Source organism: Streptomyces sp. P9-A4 (genome assembly GCF_036634195.1).
GTDB lineage: Bacteria > Actinomycetota > Actinomycetes > Streptomycetales > Streptomycetaceae > Streptomyces.
In genome coordinates this window covers 1398850-1414383 of the sequence record NZ_JAZIFY010000001.1, presented here as the reverse complement: position 1 = coordinate 1414383, position 15534 = coordinate 1398850, and the positions used below count along the sequence as shown (strand labels likewise).

The 15534-nt window shown below is 72.3% G+C and carries 12 protein-coding genes; 6 read left to right on the top strand and 6 right to left on the bottom strand.

The genetic code is table 11. The features are described 5' to 3' along the window. Window positions 1-186 precede the first annotated feature (186 nt). From V4Y03_RS06310 to adhE, 3 genes are all read left to right on the top strand, one after another. Entirely contained in the window at window positions 187-1053 is an 867-nt protein-coding gene (locus V4Y03_RS06310) for a S1 family peptidase (RefSeq protein WP_332434282.1), read from the top strand. Between the two features lie 193 nt (window positions 1054-1246). Next, entirely contained in the window at window positions 1247-2128 is an 882-nt protein-coding gene (locus V4Y03_RS06305) for a S1 family peptidase (protein WP_317877869.1), read from the top strand. A 149-nt stretch (window positions 2129-2277) separates the two neighbouring features. Beyond that, window positions 2278-4872 (top strand): bifunctional acetaldehyde-CoA/alcohol dehydrogenase, encoded by a 2595-nt coding sequence (adhE, locus tag V4Y03_RS06300; RefSeq protein WP_332434281.1) that lies wholly within the window; start codon window positions 2278-2280, stop codon window positions 4870-4872. A 54-nt stretch (window positions 4873-4926) separates the two neighbouring features. On the opposite strand, the gene V4Y03_RS06295 is transcribed toward adhE, so the two are convergent. Continuing rightward, complete coding sequence (locus tag V4Y03_RS06295; RefSeq protein ID WP_317877871.1) at window positions 4927-5961, bottom strand: DUF3533 domain-containing protein; 1035 nt, start codon at window positions 5959-5961, stop codon at window positions 4927-4929. A gap of 185 nt (window positions 5962-6146) precedes the next feature. Between V4Y03_RS06295 and V4Y03_RS06290 the strand changes: the two genes are divergently transcribed. Then, entirely contained in the window at window positions 6147-9665 is a 3519-nt protein-coding gene (locus V4Y03_RS06290; RefSeq protein ID WP_332434280.1) for a DNA polymerase III subunit alpha, read from the top strand. A gap of 7 nt (window positions 9666-9672) precedes the next feature. Here the strand turns inward: V4Y03_RS06290 and V4Y03_RS06285 are convergent, their stop codons facing one another. The 3 genes from V4Y03_RS06285 to V4Y03_RS06275 form a co-directional block, all read right to left on the bottom strand. Next, window positions 9673-10470 carry a hypothetical protein gene (locus V4Y03_RS06285; RefSeq protein WP_332434279.1) on the bottom strand — a complete coding sequence of 266 codons (798 nt, stop codon included), beginning with the start codon at window positions 10468-10470 and terminating at the stop codon, window positions 9673-9675. Window positions 10471-10565: 95 nt separating this feature from the next. Continuing rightward, window positions 10566-11123, bottom strand: coding sequence for a Clp protease N-terminal domain-containing protein (locus V4Y03_RS06280; RefSeq protein WP_332434278.1), 558 nt, complete (start codon window positions 11121-11123; stop codon window positions 10566-10568). Then, window positions 11123-11332 (bottom strand): helix-turn-helix domain-containing protein, encoded by a 210-nt coding sequence (locus V4Y03_RS06275; protein ID WP_317875982.1) that lies wholly within the window; start codon window positions 11330-11332, stop codon window positions 11123-11125. Before V4Y03_RS06275 ends, V4Y03_RS06280 begins: the two co-directional genes overlap by 1 nt. A gap of 139 nt (window positions 11333-11471) precedes the next feature. Here V4Y03_RS06275 and V4Y03_RS06270 point away from each other — a divergent pair, with 139 nt between their 5' ends. Together V4Y03_RS06270 and V4Y03_RS06265 are read left to right on the top strand one after the other, a co-directional pair. Beyond that, window positions 11472-12575: a DNA polymerase Y family protein gene (locus V4Y03_RS06270; RefSeq protein ID WP_332434277.1), complete on the top strand. Its 1104-nt coding sequence runs from the start codon at window positions 11472-11474 to the stop codon at window positions 12573-12575. A gap of 125 nt (window positions 12576-12700) precedes the next feature. After that, window positions 12701-13573, top strand: a complete 873-nt coding sequence (locus V4Y03_RS06265; RefSeq protein WP_332434276.1) for an esterase/lipase family protein — start codon at window positions 12701-12703, stop codon at window positions 13571-13573. A gap of 5 nt (window positions 13574-13578) precedes the next feature. On the opposite strand, the gene V4Y03_RS06260 is transcribed toward V4Y03_RS06265, so the two are convergent. After that, the gene (locus tag V4Y03_RS06260) at window positions 13579-14580 is read right to left on the bottom strand and encodes a lytic polysaccharide monooxygenase auxiliary activity family 9 protein (RefSeq protein WP_332434275.1); all 1002 of its coding nucleotides are present in this window, start codon (window positions 14578-14580) and stop codon (window positions 13579-13581) included. A gap of 162 nt (window positions 14581-14742) precedes the next feature. Next, on the bottom strand, window positions 14743-15411 hold the full coding sequence (locus tag V4Y03_RS06255) for a response regulator (protein WP_332434274.1): 669 nt from the start codon (window positions 15409-15411) through the stop codon (window positions 14743-14745). Between the last annotated feature and the right edge of the window lie 123 nt (window positions 15412-15534).

Below are 15534 nucleotides of genomic sequence, written 5' to 3'. Positions count from 1 at the left end.
GTCAGAGCTACGGATGACGGGTGCCCCCGGCCGCGACGGCCGGGGGCACCCGTCCGTCCCGCGGTCTTGTGCGTCCGCTCCGAGGGGGCCACTATCGCTGGCGGTGCATGTCAGGGACACGACACCTGATGGCGCCTCACGGGCCCGTCACCCACGGGCCCCTCCGCTTTTCCCAGAAGGAGAATTGTGAGGAGCACAGTGAGGAACACCCGCACCCGTCTGCTCGCCCTCGCCGCCGGCATCGCGGCCGTGACGGCCATCGGACTTCCCGGCGCCCAGGCCGCCCCCGTCCCCGGCCCGGCCGCGGCGGCGCAGCTCGCCCGCGCCGACGCCGCCGTCGACGCCGCCGGGGTCGGCGGCACCGCCTGGTACGTGGACAGAGCGGCCGGCCGGGTCGTCGTCACCGCCGACGCCACCGTCACCGAGGAGGGGATCGCGAAGATCCGCGCGGCGGCCGGCGCCGACGCCGGAGCTCTCCGCGTCCAGCGCACCCCCGGCGTCTTCAAGCCCCTGCTCGGCGCGGGCGACGCCATCTACGGCGGCGGCTACCGCTGCTCGCTCGGCTTCAACGTACGCAGCGGGAGCACGTACTACTTCCTCACCGCCGGCCACTGCGGCAACATCGCGAACACCTGGTACACCAACTCCGCGCAGTCCACCCTGATCGGCGCCACCGTCGGGTCCAGCTTCCCCGGCAACGACTACGCGCTCGTCCGCTACGACAACGCCTCGCTGAGCCACACCGGAGGCTTCAGCGCGGCCGACGCCTACGTGGGGGAGTCCGTCAAGCGCTCCGGCTCCACCACCGGCACCCACGGCGGCACGGTCACCGGCCTCGACGCCACCGTCCACTACTCCGGCGGCGGCACCGTCCGAGGCATGATCCAGACCGATGTCTGCGCCGAGCCCGGCGACTCCGGCGGCGCGCTCTACGACGGCACCAAGGCGCTCGGCATCACCTCGGGCGGCAGCGGCAACTGCTCCACCGGCGGCACCACGTTTTTCCAGCCGGTGCCCGAGGCGCTCGCCAAGTACAAGGTGAGCCTGTACTGATCCGGCGATCGGACCATCAAGTCCCTTGATTTACTGGGGAGTTGATGGCCGCACGGCCGAAATGCGCCCTTGCGGCGTGAAGTCGTACGGCCCGAGACTCCCCCACAGCGCCGGCCCCCGGGCCGCGCCTCACGGGCCCGGCACCCCACGGCGGGCCCCCGATTCCCCTCGGGAGGAACGAGAAGTGAGGACCATGCGCACCACCCCCACGAGAACGATCCGGCTGCTCGCCGTCACCGCAGGACTCGCCGCCGCCGCGGCGCTCGCCGTCCCCACCGCGAACGCCGACTCCGCGCAGACGTTCAGCGCCACCCAGCTCTCCGCGGCGGGCGACGCCGTACTCGCCGCCGATGTGGCCGGCACCGCCTGGCGGGTCGACACCGCCACCGGCGCGGTGGTCGTCACCGCGGACTCCACCGTCTCCCCGGCCGAGATCGCGAAGATCAAGCGGCAGGCCGGAGCCAACGCGGGCGCCTTGCGCATCGAACGCACCCCCGGCACCTTCAACAAGCTGATCTCCGGCGGCGACGCGATCTACACGAGCGGCTGGCGCTGCTCGCTCGGGTTCAACGTCAAGGACAGCGCGGGGAACTACTACTTCCTCACCGCCGGCCACTGCACCGACGGCGCGGGCACCTGGTACTCCGACTCGGGCCGCGCCACCGTGCTCGGCTCCACGGCCGGGTCGAGCTTCCCGACCAACGACTACGGCATCGTGCGCTACACCAACAGCTCGGTGACCAAGTCCGGCACGGTCGGCAGCGTCGACATCACCAGCGCCGCCAACGCCACCGTCGGCATGTCCGTCACCCGTCGCGGCTCCACGACCGGCATTCACAGCGGCTCCGTGACCGGCCTGAACGCCACCGTGAACTACGGCGGCGGCGACATCGTCTACGGCATGATCCAGACCAACGTCTGCGCCGAGCCCGGCGACTCCGGCGGCCCGCTCTACTCGGGCAGCCGCGCCATCGGCCTCACCTCCGGCGGCAGCGGCAACTGCTCCTCGGGCGGGACGACGTTCTTCCAGCCCGTGACGGAGGCGCTGAGCGCGTACGGGGTCAGCGTGTACTAGGCCCCACCCGGCCGGAAGTCCTCTTGCGAATGCATTCGCAAGAGGACTTCCGGCCCCTCCCCGCAGGCCCTTTACCGCCCCTTCTCGCAGGTCACCGGGTGTCGAATGGAGACATCAGAGACAAAGGGACCGAAGAAGGAGTGCCTGCCATGGAGGCCAAGGAGATGGTGGACGGACTGGTGCGGGAAGCCCTCGGGGCGCTCGACCGGTTCGAGACCTTCGACCAGGAGCAGGTCGACCACATCGTCAAGAAGGCCTCGCTCGCCGCGCTGAGCGCCCACGGCGAGCTGGCGAAGCTCGCCGTCGAGGAGACCGGGCGCGGACTCTTCGAGGACAAGGCCGTCAAGAACCTGTTCGCCTGCGAGCACGTCACCCACTCGATGGCCGGCCTGAAGACCGCCGGAGTCATCCGCCGCGACGAGCTGAACGGCATCACCGAGATCGCCGAGCCCGTCGGTGTGGTCTGCGCGATGACCCCCGTCACCAACCCCACCTCGACCACGGTCTTCAAGGCGCTGATCGCCCTCAAGACCCGTAACCCGATCGTCTTCGCCTTCCACCCCTCCGCGCAGAACTGCTCGGCCGAGGCCGCCCGGATCGTCCGCGACGCGGCCGTCGCCGCCGGTGCGCCCGCCGCCTGCGTGCAGTGGATCGAGGAGCCCTCCATGGAGGCCACCGGCCTCCTGATGAACCACGAGGGCGTCTCCACCATCCTCGCCACCGGCGGGAACGCGATGGTCAAGGCCGCCTACTCGTGCGGCAAGCCCGCCCTCGGCGTCGGCGCCGGCAACGTCCCCGCCTATGTCACCAGGAGCGGCAGGCTCCAGCGCGCGATCCACGACATCGTGCTCTCCAAGGCCTTCGACAACGGCATGATCTGCGCCTCCGAGCAGGCCGTGATCCTCGACGAGGAGGTGTACGGCGAGGGCATCGCGGAGTTCGAGCGGCTCGGCGCCCATGTCGTCACCGCCGCCGAGAAGACCAAGCTGGAGGAGTACGTCTTCGGCACCACCGCCTACGCCACCAACTGCGGCGGCGCCAAGCTCAACGCGGCCGTCGTCGGCAGGTCCCCGCACTGGATCGCGGAGCAGGCCGGCTTCGAGGTCCCCGAGGACACCTCGATCCTCCTCGCCGAATGCGCCGAGGTCGGCGAGGCCGAACCGCTCACCCGCGAGAAGCTCTCCCCGGTCCTGGCCGCCCTCAGGGCCGAATCCACCGAGCACGGCCTCGACCTCTCCGCCCGTATGGTCGAGTTCCACGGCCTCGGCCACAGCGCCGCCATCCACACCGAGGACGAGGCGCTGGCCGAGGAGTTCGGCAAGCGGGTCAAGGCGGTCCGCGTCATCGTCAACGCCCCCTCCACCTTCGGCGGCATCGGCGACGTCTACAACGCCTTCCTCCCCTCGCTCACCCTCGGCTGCGGCTCGTACGGCCACAACTCCGTGTCCGACAACGTCACCGCGGTCAACCTCGTCAACGTCAAGCGGATCGGACGGCGCAACACCAACATGCAGTGGTACAAGGTGCCGCCGAAGATCTACTTCGAGCGCAACGCCATCCGCTACCTCGGCGAGATGGAGGGCCTGAAGAGGGTCACGATCGTCACCGACCGGACCATGGGGGAGATCGGCTTCGTCCAGAAGGTCACCGACATCCTCAACGGACGCGAGGAGCCGGTCACCATCCAGGTCATCGACTCCGTCGAGCCCAACCCGGAGCTCGCCACCGTGCAGGCCGGCGCCGCCGCCATGCGGGAGTTCCGCCCGGACACCATCGTCGCCCTCGGCGGCGGCTCCCCGATGGACGCGGCGAAGATCATGTGGCTGATGTACGAGCGGCCCGAGGTCGAGTTCGCGGACACCAAGGAGAAGTTCTTCGACATCCGCAAGCGCGCCTACCGCTTCCCGCAGCTCGGGAAGAAGGCCCGGCTCGTCGCGGTCCCGACCACCTCGGGCACCGGCAGCGAGGTCACCCCCTTCGCGGTGATCTCCGACCCGGAGGCCGCGCGGAAGTACCCGCTGGCGGACTACGCGCTCACCCCGGACGTCGCCATCGTCGACCCGGTCCTCCCGCTGAACCTCCCGGCCACGGTCACCGCCGACTCCGGCTTCGACGCCCTGACCCACGCCACCGAGGCCTACGTCTCCGCCTACGCGAACGACTTCACCGACGGCCAGTGCCTCCAGGCGATCAAGCTGATCTTCCAGAACCTGGAGACCTGTGTGACGGAGGGCGCCGAGGCGCCCGAGGCCCGCGAGAAGATGCACAACGCGTCCACCATCGCCGGCATGGCCTTCGCCAACGCCTTCCTCGGCCTGGTCCACGCCATGGCCCACACCCTCGGCAACACCTTCCACGTCGCCCACGGCCGCACCAACGCGCTGCTGCTCCCGCACGTGATCCGCCACAACGGCACCGTCACCCACAAGGCCGTGCCGTGGCCGAAGGCCGAGGTCTACCGGGCCCCGGAGCGGTTCCAGGAGATCGCGCGGATGCTGGGGCTGCCGGCCGCGACCCCGGAGGAGGGCGTGGAGTCCTACGCCCGAGCGGTCGAGGAACTGCGCACCCGGTGCGGCATCCCCGCCTCCTTCCAGGAGGAGGGCGTCGACGAGGCGGCCTTCCTGGCGGCCCTGCCGCAGCAGGCGATGAACGCCTACGCCGACCAGTGCGCCCCGGCCAACCCCCGGATGCCGATGATCGACGACATGAAGGAACTGATGACCCGGGCGTACTACGGCAAGTAGCCCGCGCACACGACGAGGGGCCCCCGCCGCGACGGGGGCCCCTCGTCGTGCGTCTCAGGCCTTGGCCTCGCCCACCTCCGAGGCGATCGGCTCCGCCTCCGGCTTCCGCTTCAGCGAGGACATCACCAGGGTGACCACCGTGCCGACGACCGCCCAGGCCGAGAGCACCAGCATCGAGGCGGTCATGTCGTTGCCCTTGAAGTAGGCGATCGAGCGCGCCGCCCAGGTGCCCGCGCCCGGTGGCAGGGCGGGGCCGATCGCCTTCCAGAACGGAGGCAGCATCGGCAGCGGGAAGGCGCCGCCCGCGCTGGGGTTGCCCGCGACGACGATCAGCAGGATCGCCAGGCCGATGCCGACGATCCCGAAGACCGACTGGAGGGCGAGGGTGGCGGCGCCGACGGCGAAGACCACCAGGGTGCCCAGGCCCCACAGGGCCGCGATGCTGCCGGGCAGCGCGCCCAGGATCGGGCCGACGATGATCGCGCCGCCGAGGCCGCCGAGCGCCGCGTAGAGCGCGAGCACCCCGAGCCGGATGATCGCCCGCTCCCGGTTGGCCGGCCGCGAACCGGCGCTGATCGCCAGGATCGCCGCGCAGATGTAGCCGCCGACGCACCAGCCCACCACGAGGTAGAAGGCCGAGAGTCCGTCGAAGTCCTCCGGCGACGCGGGGGCCACGTCGATCGTCAGTACGGTGCGCTGCTGGGTGGCCTCCACCTTGGTGAAGATCGTCTCCAGGGCGGAGGAGAGCACGGTGCCGCCGCCGGAGGCGACGAGCAGGGTGTCGGTGCGGCCGGGGTTGACGAGCAGGGCGCCGTCGATGTCCCGGTTCAGGATCTGCTTCCGGGCCTCGGCCTCGTCGGTGACCGTACGGGGGTCGAGCGGGTCTCCGGGCAGCTTCTCCAGCTGTCCGACGAGCCGCTCGGCGACCGGCTGCGGTGCGACGACACCGAAGGGGACGTCCGTCGGCTTGGGGTGGTGCAGGGCTCCGACGTACGAGGTGATGAACAGCAGCTGGAGGGCGAAGACGCCGACGACCAGCAGGGCGGCTCTGGGGGTGACGGCGCTTTTCAGTTCATCGACGAGACTCATGCCCCCCAGGTTCCGGGCCGGGAGGCGTTTGCGCAGGTGGGACACGCCCGAATGGCTGAACCTGGGGCCGTCGGGAGGGCGGCCCGTCTCGCTTATCGTACGAACGTTCGAAATGGGCTAAGGTGAGGAACAAGGGGGTGGGAACGTACGTACGAATTCGATGTGAGAGTGCGGTGAGGCGAGCCATGCCGGGATTCACGCACCTGCACACCGCGTCGGGCTACTCCCTGCGCTACGGCGCCTCCCACCCCGAACGGCTGGCCGCCCGCGCCGCCGCCCGTGGCCTGGACGCGCTCGCCCTGACCGACCGCGACACCCTCGCGGGCACGATCCGCTTCGCGAAGGCCTGCGAGAAGGAGGGCGTCCGCCCCCTGTTCGGCGTCGACCTGGCGTACGAACCGGCGGCGCGGGGCCCGGCCGGCGGCCCGCAGGACGTGCGCCGGGCGCCCGTCCGGGGCGGCGCGTTCATCGACGAGTCCGCACCCCGGGCCGTCTTCCTCGCCCGCTCCCGCACCGGCTGGGCCTCCCTCTGCGCGATGGTCACCGCCGCCCACGCCGGGGGAGGGGGCCGGCCCCTGCTGCCCTGGTCCGCCCTCCACGGCGACGTGTTCGTGCTGCTCGGCCCCGCCTCCGACATCGGCCGCGCCCTCGCCGCAGGACGCCCCGACCGGGCCGCCCGGCTGCTCGCCCCCTGGCGCGAGCGGTACGGCGACGCCCTGCGCCTCATGGCCGTCGACCACGGCCGCACCGGCACCGGGCCCGGCTCCCTGCGGCTCGCCGCCCGTACCGTCGGCTTCGCCGCCGAACAGGGCATCCGGCCCGTCCTCGGCAACGCCGTCCGCTACGCCGACCCCGGCCAGGGCCCGGTGGCCGACGTCCTCGACTCCGCCCGCCGGCTCGTCCCCGTCGACCCCCGCAAGGAACTCGACAGCGGCGAGGCCTGGCTCAAGGGGCTCGAAGGCACCAGAGGGCCCAAGGGCTCCGGGGGGTCCGAGGGCGCCGAAGGCATGCGGGCCGCCGCCGAACGGACCGTCGAGGCCGCCGGCTTTCGCCGGGACACCGCCCACCGGCTCCTCGAACAGACCGAAGCGGTCGCCGCCGCCTGCCTGGTCGACCCCGAGGACGACCTCGGCATCGGCTCCGCGCACTTCCCCGAAGCGCGCCTCGTCGGCGCCGGACACCGCACCGCACAGCGCGTCCTCGCCTCCCGGGCCGCCGCCGGCATGGTCCTGAAGGGGTACGAGAAACGGGGTGCCTACTGGGACCGGATGCACCGCGAGCTGGACATCATCGCCCACCACCAGTTCGCCACCTACTTCCTGACGGTCGCCCAGGTCGTCGACGACGTGCGGGGCATGGGCATCCGGGTCGCCGCCCGCGGCTCCGGCGCCGGCTCCCTCGTCAACCACCTCCTCGGCATCGCGCACGCCGACCCGGTCGAGCACGGCCTGCTGATGGAACGCTTCCTCTCCAAGCGCCGCACCGCCCTGCCCGACATCGACATCGACGTGGAGTCCGCCCGCCGCCTGGAGGTCTACCGGGCGATCATCGACCGCTTCGGCACCGCCCGCGTCGCCACCGTCGCCATGCCCGAGACCTACCGGGTCCGGCACGCCGTACGCGACGTGGGCGCCGCCCTCTCCATGGACCCCGCCGAGACCGACCGGATCGCCAAGGCCTTCCCGCACATCCGCGCCCGGGATGCGCTCGCCGCCCTCGACGAACTGCCCGAACTGCGCGCACTCGCGGGCGAGAAGCAGAAGTACGGAAAGCTCTGGGAGCTGGTCGAGGCCCTCGACGCGCTGCCCCGGGGCACCGCCATGCACCCCTGCGGGGTCCTGCTCTCGGACGCCTCGCTGCTCACCCGTACCCCCGTCGTCCCCACCAGCGGCGAAGGGTTCCCCATGTCCCAGTTCGACAAGGAGGACGTGGAGGACCTCGGGCTGCTCAAGCTCGACGTCCTCGGGGTGCGGATGCAGTCCGCGATGGCCCACGCCGTCGCCGAGGTCGAGCGGGCCACCGGCACCCGCCCGGACATCGACGCGGTCCCGGAGGGCGACCCCGAGACATACCGCCTCATCCGCTCCACCGAGACCCTCGGCTGCTTCCAGATCGAGTCGCCCGGCCAGCGCGACCTGGTCGGCAGGCTCCAGCCCGCGACCTTCCACGACCTCGTCGTCGACATCTCGCTCTTCCGGCCGGGCCCGGTCGCCGCCGACATGGTCCGCCCCTTCATCGAGGCCCGGCACGGCCGCGCGCCCGTCCGCTTCCCGCACCCCGACCTGGCGGAGACGCTGCGGGAGACGTACGGCGTGGTCGTCTTCCACGAGCAGATCATCGAGATCGTACGGATCATGACCGGCTGCGACCGGGCCGAGGCCGACCAGGTCAGGCGCGGACTCTCGGACGCCGGGTCACAGGGCCGGATCGAGCTCTGGTTCACCCGGCGGGCCTCGGAGCGCGGGTACGGGGACGAGGTCGTCGCCCGCACCTGGGAGATCGTGGCGGCCTTCGGCTCGTACGGCTTCTGCAAGGCGCACGCGGTGGCCTTCGCCGTACCGACGTACCAGTCGGCCTGGCTCAAGGCCCACCACCCGGCCGCCTTCTACGCCGGGCTGCTCACCCACGACCCCGGCATGTACCCCAAGCGGCTGCTGCTCGCGGACGCGCGGCGGCGCGGGGTGCCGGTGCTGCCGCTCGATGTGAACCGGTCGGCGGTCGCCCACCGTATCGAACTGGTGTCCGAGAACCCTGCGGTGTGGGGACTCCGGCTCGGCCTGACCGACGTCCACGGCATCGGCGAGACCGAGAGCGCCCGCATCGAGGCCGGACAGCCCTACACCTCCCTCCTCGACTTCTGGGAACGGGCCCGCCCCCGCACCCCCGTCGCCGAACGGCTCGCCCAGGTCGGCGCGCTCGACGCCTTCGGCGCCAACCGCCGCGACCTCCTCCTCCATCTGACCGAACTCCGGCGCGTCCACCGGGGAGCCGCCTCCCACGGCGGACAGCTCCCGCTCGCCCAGGGCGGGAAGACCGCCCCCGTCGGACTGCCCGACCTCGACGAGACGGAACGCCTCAGCGCCGAACTCGGCATCCTCGGCATGGACGCCTCCCGCCACCTCATGGACGACCACCACGCCTTCCTCCGCGAACTCGGCGTCGTCTCCGCACAGCGCCTCCGCGAGACCCCCCACGGCCGCACCGTCCTCGTCGCCGGCGCCAAGGCCGCCACCCAGACCCCACCGATCCGCTCCGGGAAACGGGTCATCTTCACCACCCTCGACGACGGGACCGGCCTGGTCGACCTCGCCTTCTTCGACGACGCCCACGAGCGCTGCGCCCACACCGTCTTCCACTCCTGGCTGCTCCTGGTCAGGGGTGTGGTGCAGCGGCGCGGCCCGCGCAGCGTCAGCGTGGTCGGCGCCGCCGCCTGGAACCTCGCCGACCTCGTCGAACTACGGGCGTCCGGCGGCCTGGGCGCGGTGGGGGACCTGCTCGCCGAGCCGGCGCCCGAGCCCGCTGGGTCCGCTTCGACCGAGTCCGCGACGGCCGGGGGGAAGGGCGACTCCGGCCGTCGCATCACCCTGTCCACCGGTTACGAGATGAACCCCTGGGCCGACCTGAAGCCGGCCGGCGAAGGGGTCCCCAAGGGGATGCCGGGCGGAAGGAAGCTGTGGCACAGCAGCCCGGGGAGCGCGGGGTGACGCGGGCTCAGAGGGTGAGCACGGGACGGGTGGAGAAGTCCTCGCAGAGGTCCTCGCCGTCCGGGCCGTACACGAACTCGGCCATGAAGGGATTGCGGTTGGCGGTCGCCAGGGGCAGCCACCCCAGCAGGGTGCCGTAGCCGCCGCAGACCGACTCGCCGCCGTCCCCGCCGTGGACGGCGGTGGTGTCGCTGGTCAGTTCCGCGCTGTAGGTGTCGTGGGCGATGCGCAGGCCGAAGGCGTTCGGCCGGGTCTGCGGTCCCTCCGGGTGCTCGTAGGGGGTGCGGTCGAGGGGGCAGTCGTCGCCCCAGCGGAACAGGGTCGTGGAGCCGGCCCCGCAGGCGTGCTCCCACTCGTCCGCGCTCGGCATCCGCAGACCGCGGGCCGCGAGCGCGGCCGGGATGCCGGCGGGCGGCCCGGTCAGGCTCTCGTCCTCCACGCCCATGAGCACCGTGGCCAGCGTGACGGTCCGGCGCGGGCTGAGGACCTGGGCGAGGTGGGCCCGGAGATCGGGACCGAAGCCGAAGCCCTGGTCCAGGCTCTCCGCGTAGTCGGCTGCCTGCTCGGGCGTCGGCCGCCAGGTGTCGGGGTCGAACCCGAGCGTCACCGTGCCGCCGGGTATCAGGGCGAACTCCTGGGCGCTCCGCTCGATCCGGACGCGGTGCAGCGGGGCGTCGAGGTGCTCCACGGTCTCGACGGAGGTCACTCGGCCGCCGACCGACTCCGCGGCCTCGTGGGCGACACGGCGTGCGGACGGCAGGTCGAGGGACCGCCACTGGTCGAGCGTGAGTGCGGAGAGAGACATGCGGAGCAGTCTGGCAGGGGGCACTGACACCGGCCTCCGACCTCGGCCTCCGACCTTGGCCTCTGGCGCCGGCCGTTGTGCGGTGCGGCGCGCGGTCAGGCGCGGTGGCCGGACGGCAGTACCGCCGTGTCGACGGACGCGTACGTCACACCGTGGTCGGCCAGGACCTCCGCGACGACCCCGCCGGTGCTGGTGAGCGCCAGGAGGATGTGCTCGTCGCCGATCTCCCGGTCCGCGCGGGCCAGCGCCACCCGGAGGGACTTCTCCAGGACGGTCTTGGCCTCCCGCGAGAAGGGGCGGCGGCCCGACCGCCGTCCGGAGTCCTTCCGGTCGCCGGCCAGCGCGCCCGCGCCGTGGGTCTCCTCCACCCGCGCCACGATCGCGCCGACGTCGATGCCGAGGTCCGCCAGGGCCTCCGTGTCCGCCCGGGACAGTCCCGCCCGGCGCCGGGCGTCGGCCAGGTCGGCGACCAGGGACGCGCGGCGGTCCGGCGGGCACAGCGTCCACAGGGCGTCCGCCGCCCGGGTGTCCTCCCGGTCGAGCAGGGACAGCAGCAGGTGCTCCTGGGTGACGGCCGCCGCCCCGCCCCGCTCCGCGTGCTCGACCGCCCCCTTCACCACGGCGCGCGCGGCCTTCGTGAACCGTTCGAACATCACTGCCTCCCGTACTTCTTGTGGACGGCCTGTCGGCTGACTCCCAGCTCGGTCGCGATCTCCTGCCACGACCAGCCCTGGTTGCGCGCGGCGCGCACCTGGACGGCTTCCAGTTGTTCCAGCAGACGCCGCAGGGCGGAGACGGCCCGTAGCCCGACCCGGGGGTCGCGGTCGCCGGCCCGTGCGGCGAGATCGGTCGCATCGGTCATGGTGTCAACGTACGTTGACAGGGCTCCCGATGTCAACCGCAGTTGACGCCGAACGGGCGCCCGTCATTCATTCGCACAAATATTCGAACATGTCCTAGGCTGGAAGGACAGGCACGAGGACGGGAAGGCGGGAGGCGGCATGATTCTCTGCGTACGGTTCCGCCTCGGGCCCACGGCTCCCCTCGCTCCCCCCGGAGGGGAAGAGGCCCTCTTCTCCCCGCTCGTCGACCTGCTCGGCGAGTTCACCCCCGTCGTCGAGGCCGCCCCGCCCCGCGAGGCACTCGCCGACGTGCGCGGTGCGCTGCGCTACTTCGGCCGGGGCCCGGCCGAGCTGGCCTCCGTGATCAGGGTCAGGGCGCTCGCCCTGTACGGCGTCGACTGCGTGATCGGCGCCGGGCCCAACCCGATGCTGGCCCGGATGGCGGCCGACGAGGCCAGGCCCGGAGTCACCCTGGTCGTCGAGGACCCCGCCGCCTTCCTGCGCGACCGGCCGGTCGTCGCGCTCGACGGCGTCGGCCGCGCCACCGCCCGTACCCTCTGCGGCTACGGACTCGACTCCGTCGGCCGCGTCGCGGACGCCCCGCTCGCCGTGCTCCAGCGGCTCGTCGGCGCGAAGGCCGGCCGTGAGTTGTGGGAGCGGGCCCGGGGCGTCGACCGCACCCCCGTCGTCCCCCACGCGGCCTCCCGGTCCGTCGCTGTCGAACGTGCCTTCCCGCGCGACGAGACCGACCGGACGGAACAGCGCCGGGCCCTCCTCTCGCTCGCCGGGGAACTGGGCACCCGGCTCCGTACGGAGGGCCAGGTGTGCCGCGCGCTCGCCGTCACCGTGCGGTACGCGGACCGGACCACGACCACCCGGAGCCGCACCCTGCCCGAACCCACCGCCCACTCGGCGGCGCTCACCGCCCTCGCGTACGCCGTCCACGACTCCTTCGGCCTCCAGCGGGCCCGGGTGCGGGGCGTCGCCCTGCGCGCGGAAGGCCTGACGGGCGCGGAGGGCGCGGCGCACCAGCTGTCCCTGGACCCGGCGGACGAGAAGGCGCGGCGGATCGAGGCGGTCGCGGACCGGGCGCGGGCGAAATTCGGCCCCAGGGCCGTCCTGCCGGGCTCGCTGGCAGCTGCCCGAGGGTCGTCCGAGGGCTGCCCGGCGGCCGTCCGACGGCCGCACCGGCGCCCTTCCGGGCTGTCGACGGCCGCTCCACCAGGGCGTTGTGACGACACATCAGTTTTTACCGACGCGTAACTTCCCAGTCGAGGCTACCCGTGCGTAGCTTGGCTGGAGCGCATCCCCACCGCGCCATCCCCACTTGTGGTCCGGACCGCAGGGCGTACCCCCACCTTCCCCTTGAGCCGCAAGGAGATCGCCCGATGCTGCCCCGGACCCCCTGGAAGCACGCCGTCAGAGCGCTGTCCGTCCTGCTGCTGACCGCCGCCGCCACCCTCGCCCCGACCACCGCCGCCACGGCCCAGGCCGACACCGCCGGCCGCGGCTGGAACGACTTCTCCTGCAAGCCGTCCGCCGCGCACCCGCGCCCCGTCGTCCTCGTCCACGGCACCTTCGGGAACTCCGTCGACAACTGGCTGGCCCTCGCGCCGTACCTGGTCAACCGGGGCTACTGCGTCTTCTCGCTCGACTACGGTCAGCTGCCTGGCGTTCCCCTCTTCAACGGGCTCGGCCCGATCGCCGCGTCCGCCGGACAGCTCGACACCTACGTCGACCGGGTCCTCGCCGCCACCGGCGCCCCCGAGGCCGACCTCGTCGGACACTCCCAGGGCGGCATGATGCCGCGCTGGTACCTCAAGTTCCTCGGCGGGGCCGAGAAGGTGAACACGCTCGTCGGGATCGCCCCCGACAACCACGGCACCACCCTGCTCGGCCTCACCGAACTGCTCCCGTACTTCCCCGGGGCCGAGGACGTCATCAGCTCCACCACCCCGGGGCTCGCCGACCAGATCGCCGGCTCGGCCTTCATCACGAAGCTCAACGAGGGCGGCGACACCGTGCCGGGGGTCCGCTACCACGTCATCGCGAGCCAGTACGACGAGGTGGTCACCCCCTACCGCTCCCAGTTCCTGACCGGCCCGAACGTCACCAACGTCCTCATCCAGGACAAGTGCGCGCTCGACCTCTCCGAGCACGTGGCGATCGGCACCGTGGACCGGGTCACCTTCCACGAGGTGGCCAACGCCCTCGACCCGGCCCACGCGACCCCGACCACCTGTCTGTCGGTGGTCGGCTGACCCGGCTAGCCCTGCGTACGGCGGCGGCGGGTGGTCCCGAAGAGCACGGCCGCGCCGACCGCCAGCACGGCGGCGCCACCGACCGCGAGATACGGGGTGGTGGCGTCGCCACCGGTCTCGGCCAGCTCCACACCGGAACCCGAACCGGCCGCGGGAGCCGGCGCGTTGGGCGACTGCGACGCGGGCGCCCCGGAGGACTCCGGGGCGGACCCGGGCGACTCGGGCGCACCCGCGTCGGGGGCGGCGGCCGTCTCCCCGGCACCCGTGGAGGCGTCGCCGTCCCCGTGCCCGCCGTGCTCGACCGAGGACTCGTCCTGACCGTCCTCGATCTGCTGGTCGCTCGGCGCGGACGCGGTCGGCGCCGGGGCCGTACCCCCGCTGTCCTTCCCGAACACCACGTCCGAGCAGGTGTAGAAGGCCTCGGGGGAGTCGGAGCGCTGCCAGATCGAGTAGATCAGGTGGCGGCCGGACTTCTTCGGCACCGTCCCCCGGAAGACGTAGTCACCGCTCTGCATCCCCGGGTCGGTCACCGTCGCGAACGGCTTCGCCTCCAGGTCCGACCACTTCAGCGGCTTCGACGGGTCGTACCCGTCCTTCGTCACATACAGCGCGAACGAACCCCGATGCGGGGCCGTCCCCTTGTAGCGGAAGGTGTGCGCCCCGGAGGCCATCGGGCTCGCCGGCCAGTCGGCCCGCGCCAGGTCGAGCCCCCGGTACTTGTCGTTGCCGGCGCTGCACAGCTTGCCGTCCGGGATCAACTGCCGGTGCTGACCGGCCGCGTTGGCGATGTTCACCGCGTTCCAGTCGTAGAACGCCTGGGCCCCACTGGCCGCCACCGCCGCCTTGCAGGCCGCCGACTTCGGCGCCTCGGGCCCCTCCGCGTAACAGGCCGAGACCCGGCTCACGGGATCGGTCATCGACCCGTGAGCGAAAGCGGGGGCGGCGGCGAACCCGGAGAGGGCCAGAGCGACGGTGGCGACGGCTGCGGCCGTACGGCGTGAGGTCATGGGGGGACAGCTCCTTCACGAGGGTGAGGTGGGGGGTTGCCCAGGAAACTAGCCGCCCGAATCCACGAAATCGCACGTGAGAAGGGGAAGGTGACGATCCTTAGGGCCGCTTTAAGGCGCAGGAAAGAAGCGGCTGAGGAACGGCGGAGCCGGGAGCCCCCGTCACCCCACCCGCCGGTACCGCCGCTCCGGTCGCCCCGTCCCTCCGTACCGCAGTGTCACCTCCGCGCGGCCCGTTTCCGTGAAGTACTCCAGGTAGCGGCGGGCGCTCACGCGGGAGAGGGAGCCGGCTTCCGCGCATTCCGTGGCCGAGAGGCCCTCCGGGTGGGCGCGGAGGATCGAGTCGACCAGGTCGGCGGTGTGGGCGGCGAGGCCCTTCGGGAGTTCCCGGGAGCCGCGCGGGCGGGTGCCGAAGATCTGGTCGACGTCCTCCTGGCGGGCCTCGTCCAGTTCGTCGAGGCGGCTGCGGAGCGAGGCGACATGGCGGAGCTGTTCGTGCAGCGCCGCCTGGCTGAACGGCTTGATCAGATAGTGCAGCGCCCCCGCCCGCAGCGCCTCGCGGATCGTGCCCACGTCCCGCGCCGCCGTGATGAACAGCGCGTCCGTGGCCAGGCCCGCCGCCCGCAGCTCCCGCAGCACCCGGATGCCGTCCATGTCAGGCAGGAAGACGTCGAGCAGCACCAGGTCGGGCCGGAGCCGCTCCGCCGCCCGCAGTGCCTCGGCGCCGCTGTGCGCGACCCCGGACACCGTGAAGCCCGCCACCGCCGACACATAGCGGCAGTGCAGTCTGGCGACCATGAAGTCGTCGTCCACCACCAGCACGTTCGTCACGCCGACCCACGCTAGGTCCCGACCACAACGACCACAACGTCCGTTGGTTGCGGAAGAGAGACAGCTTCTTAACGCGCGGGCAACATGTGGGCCACCTCACACCCCCGTTCCCTACTGCCTGAG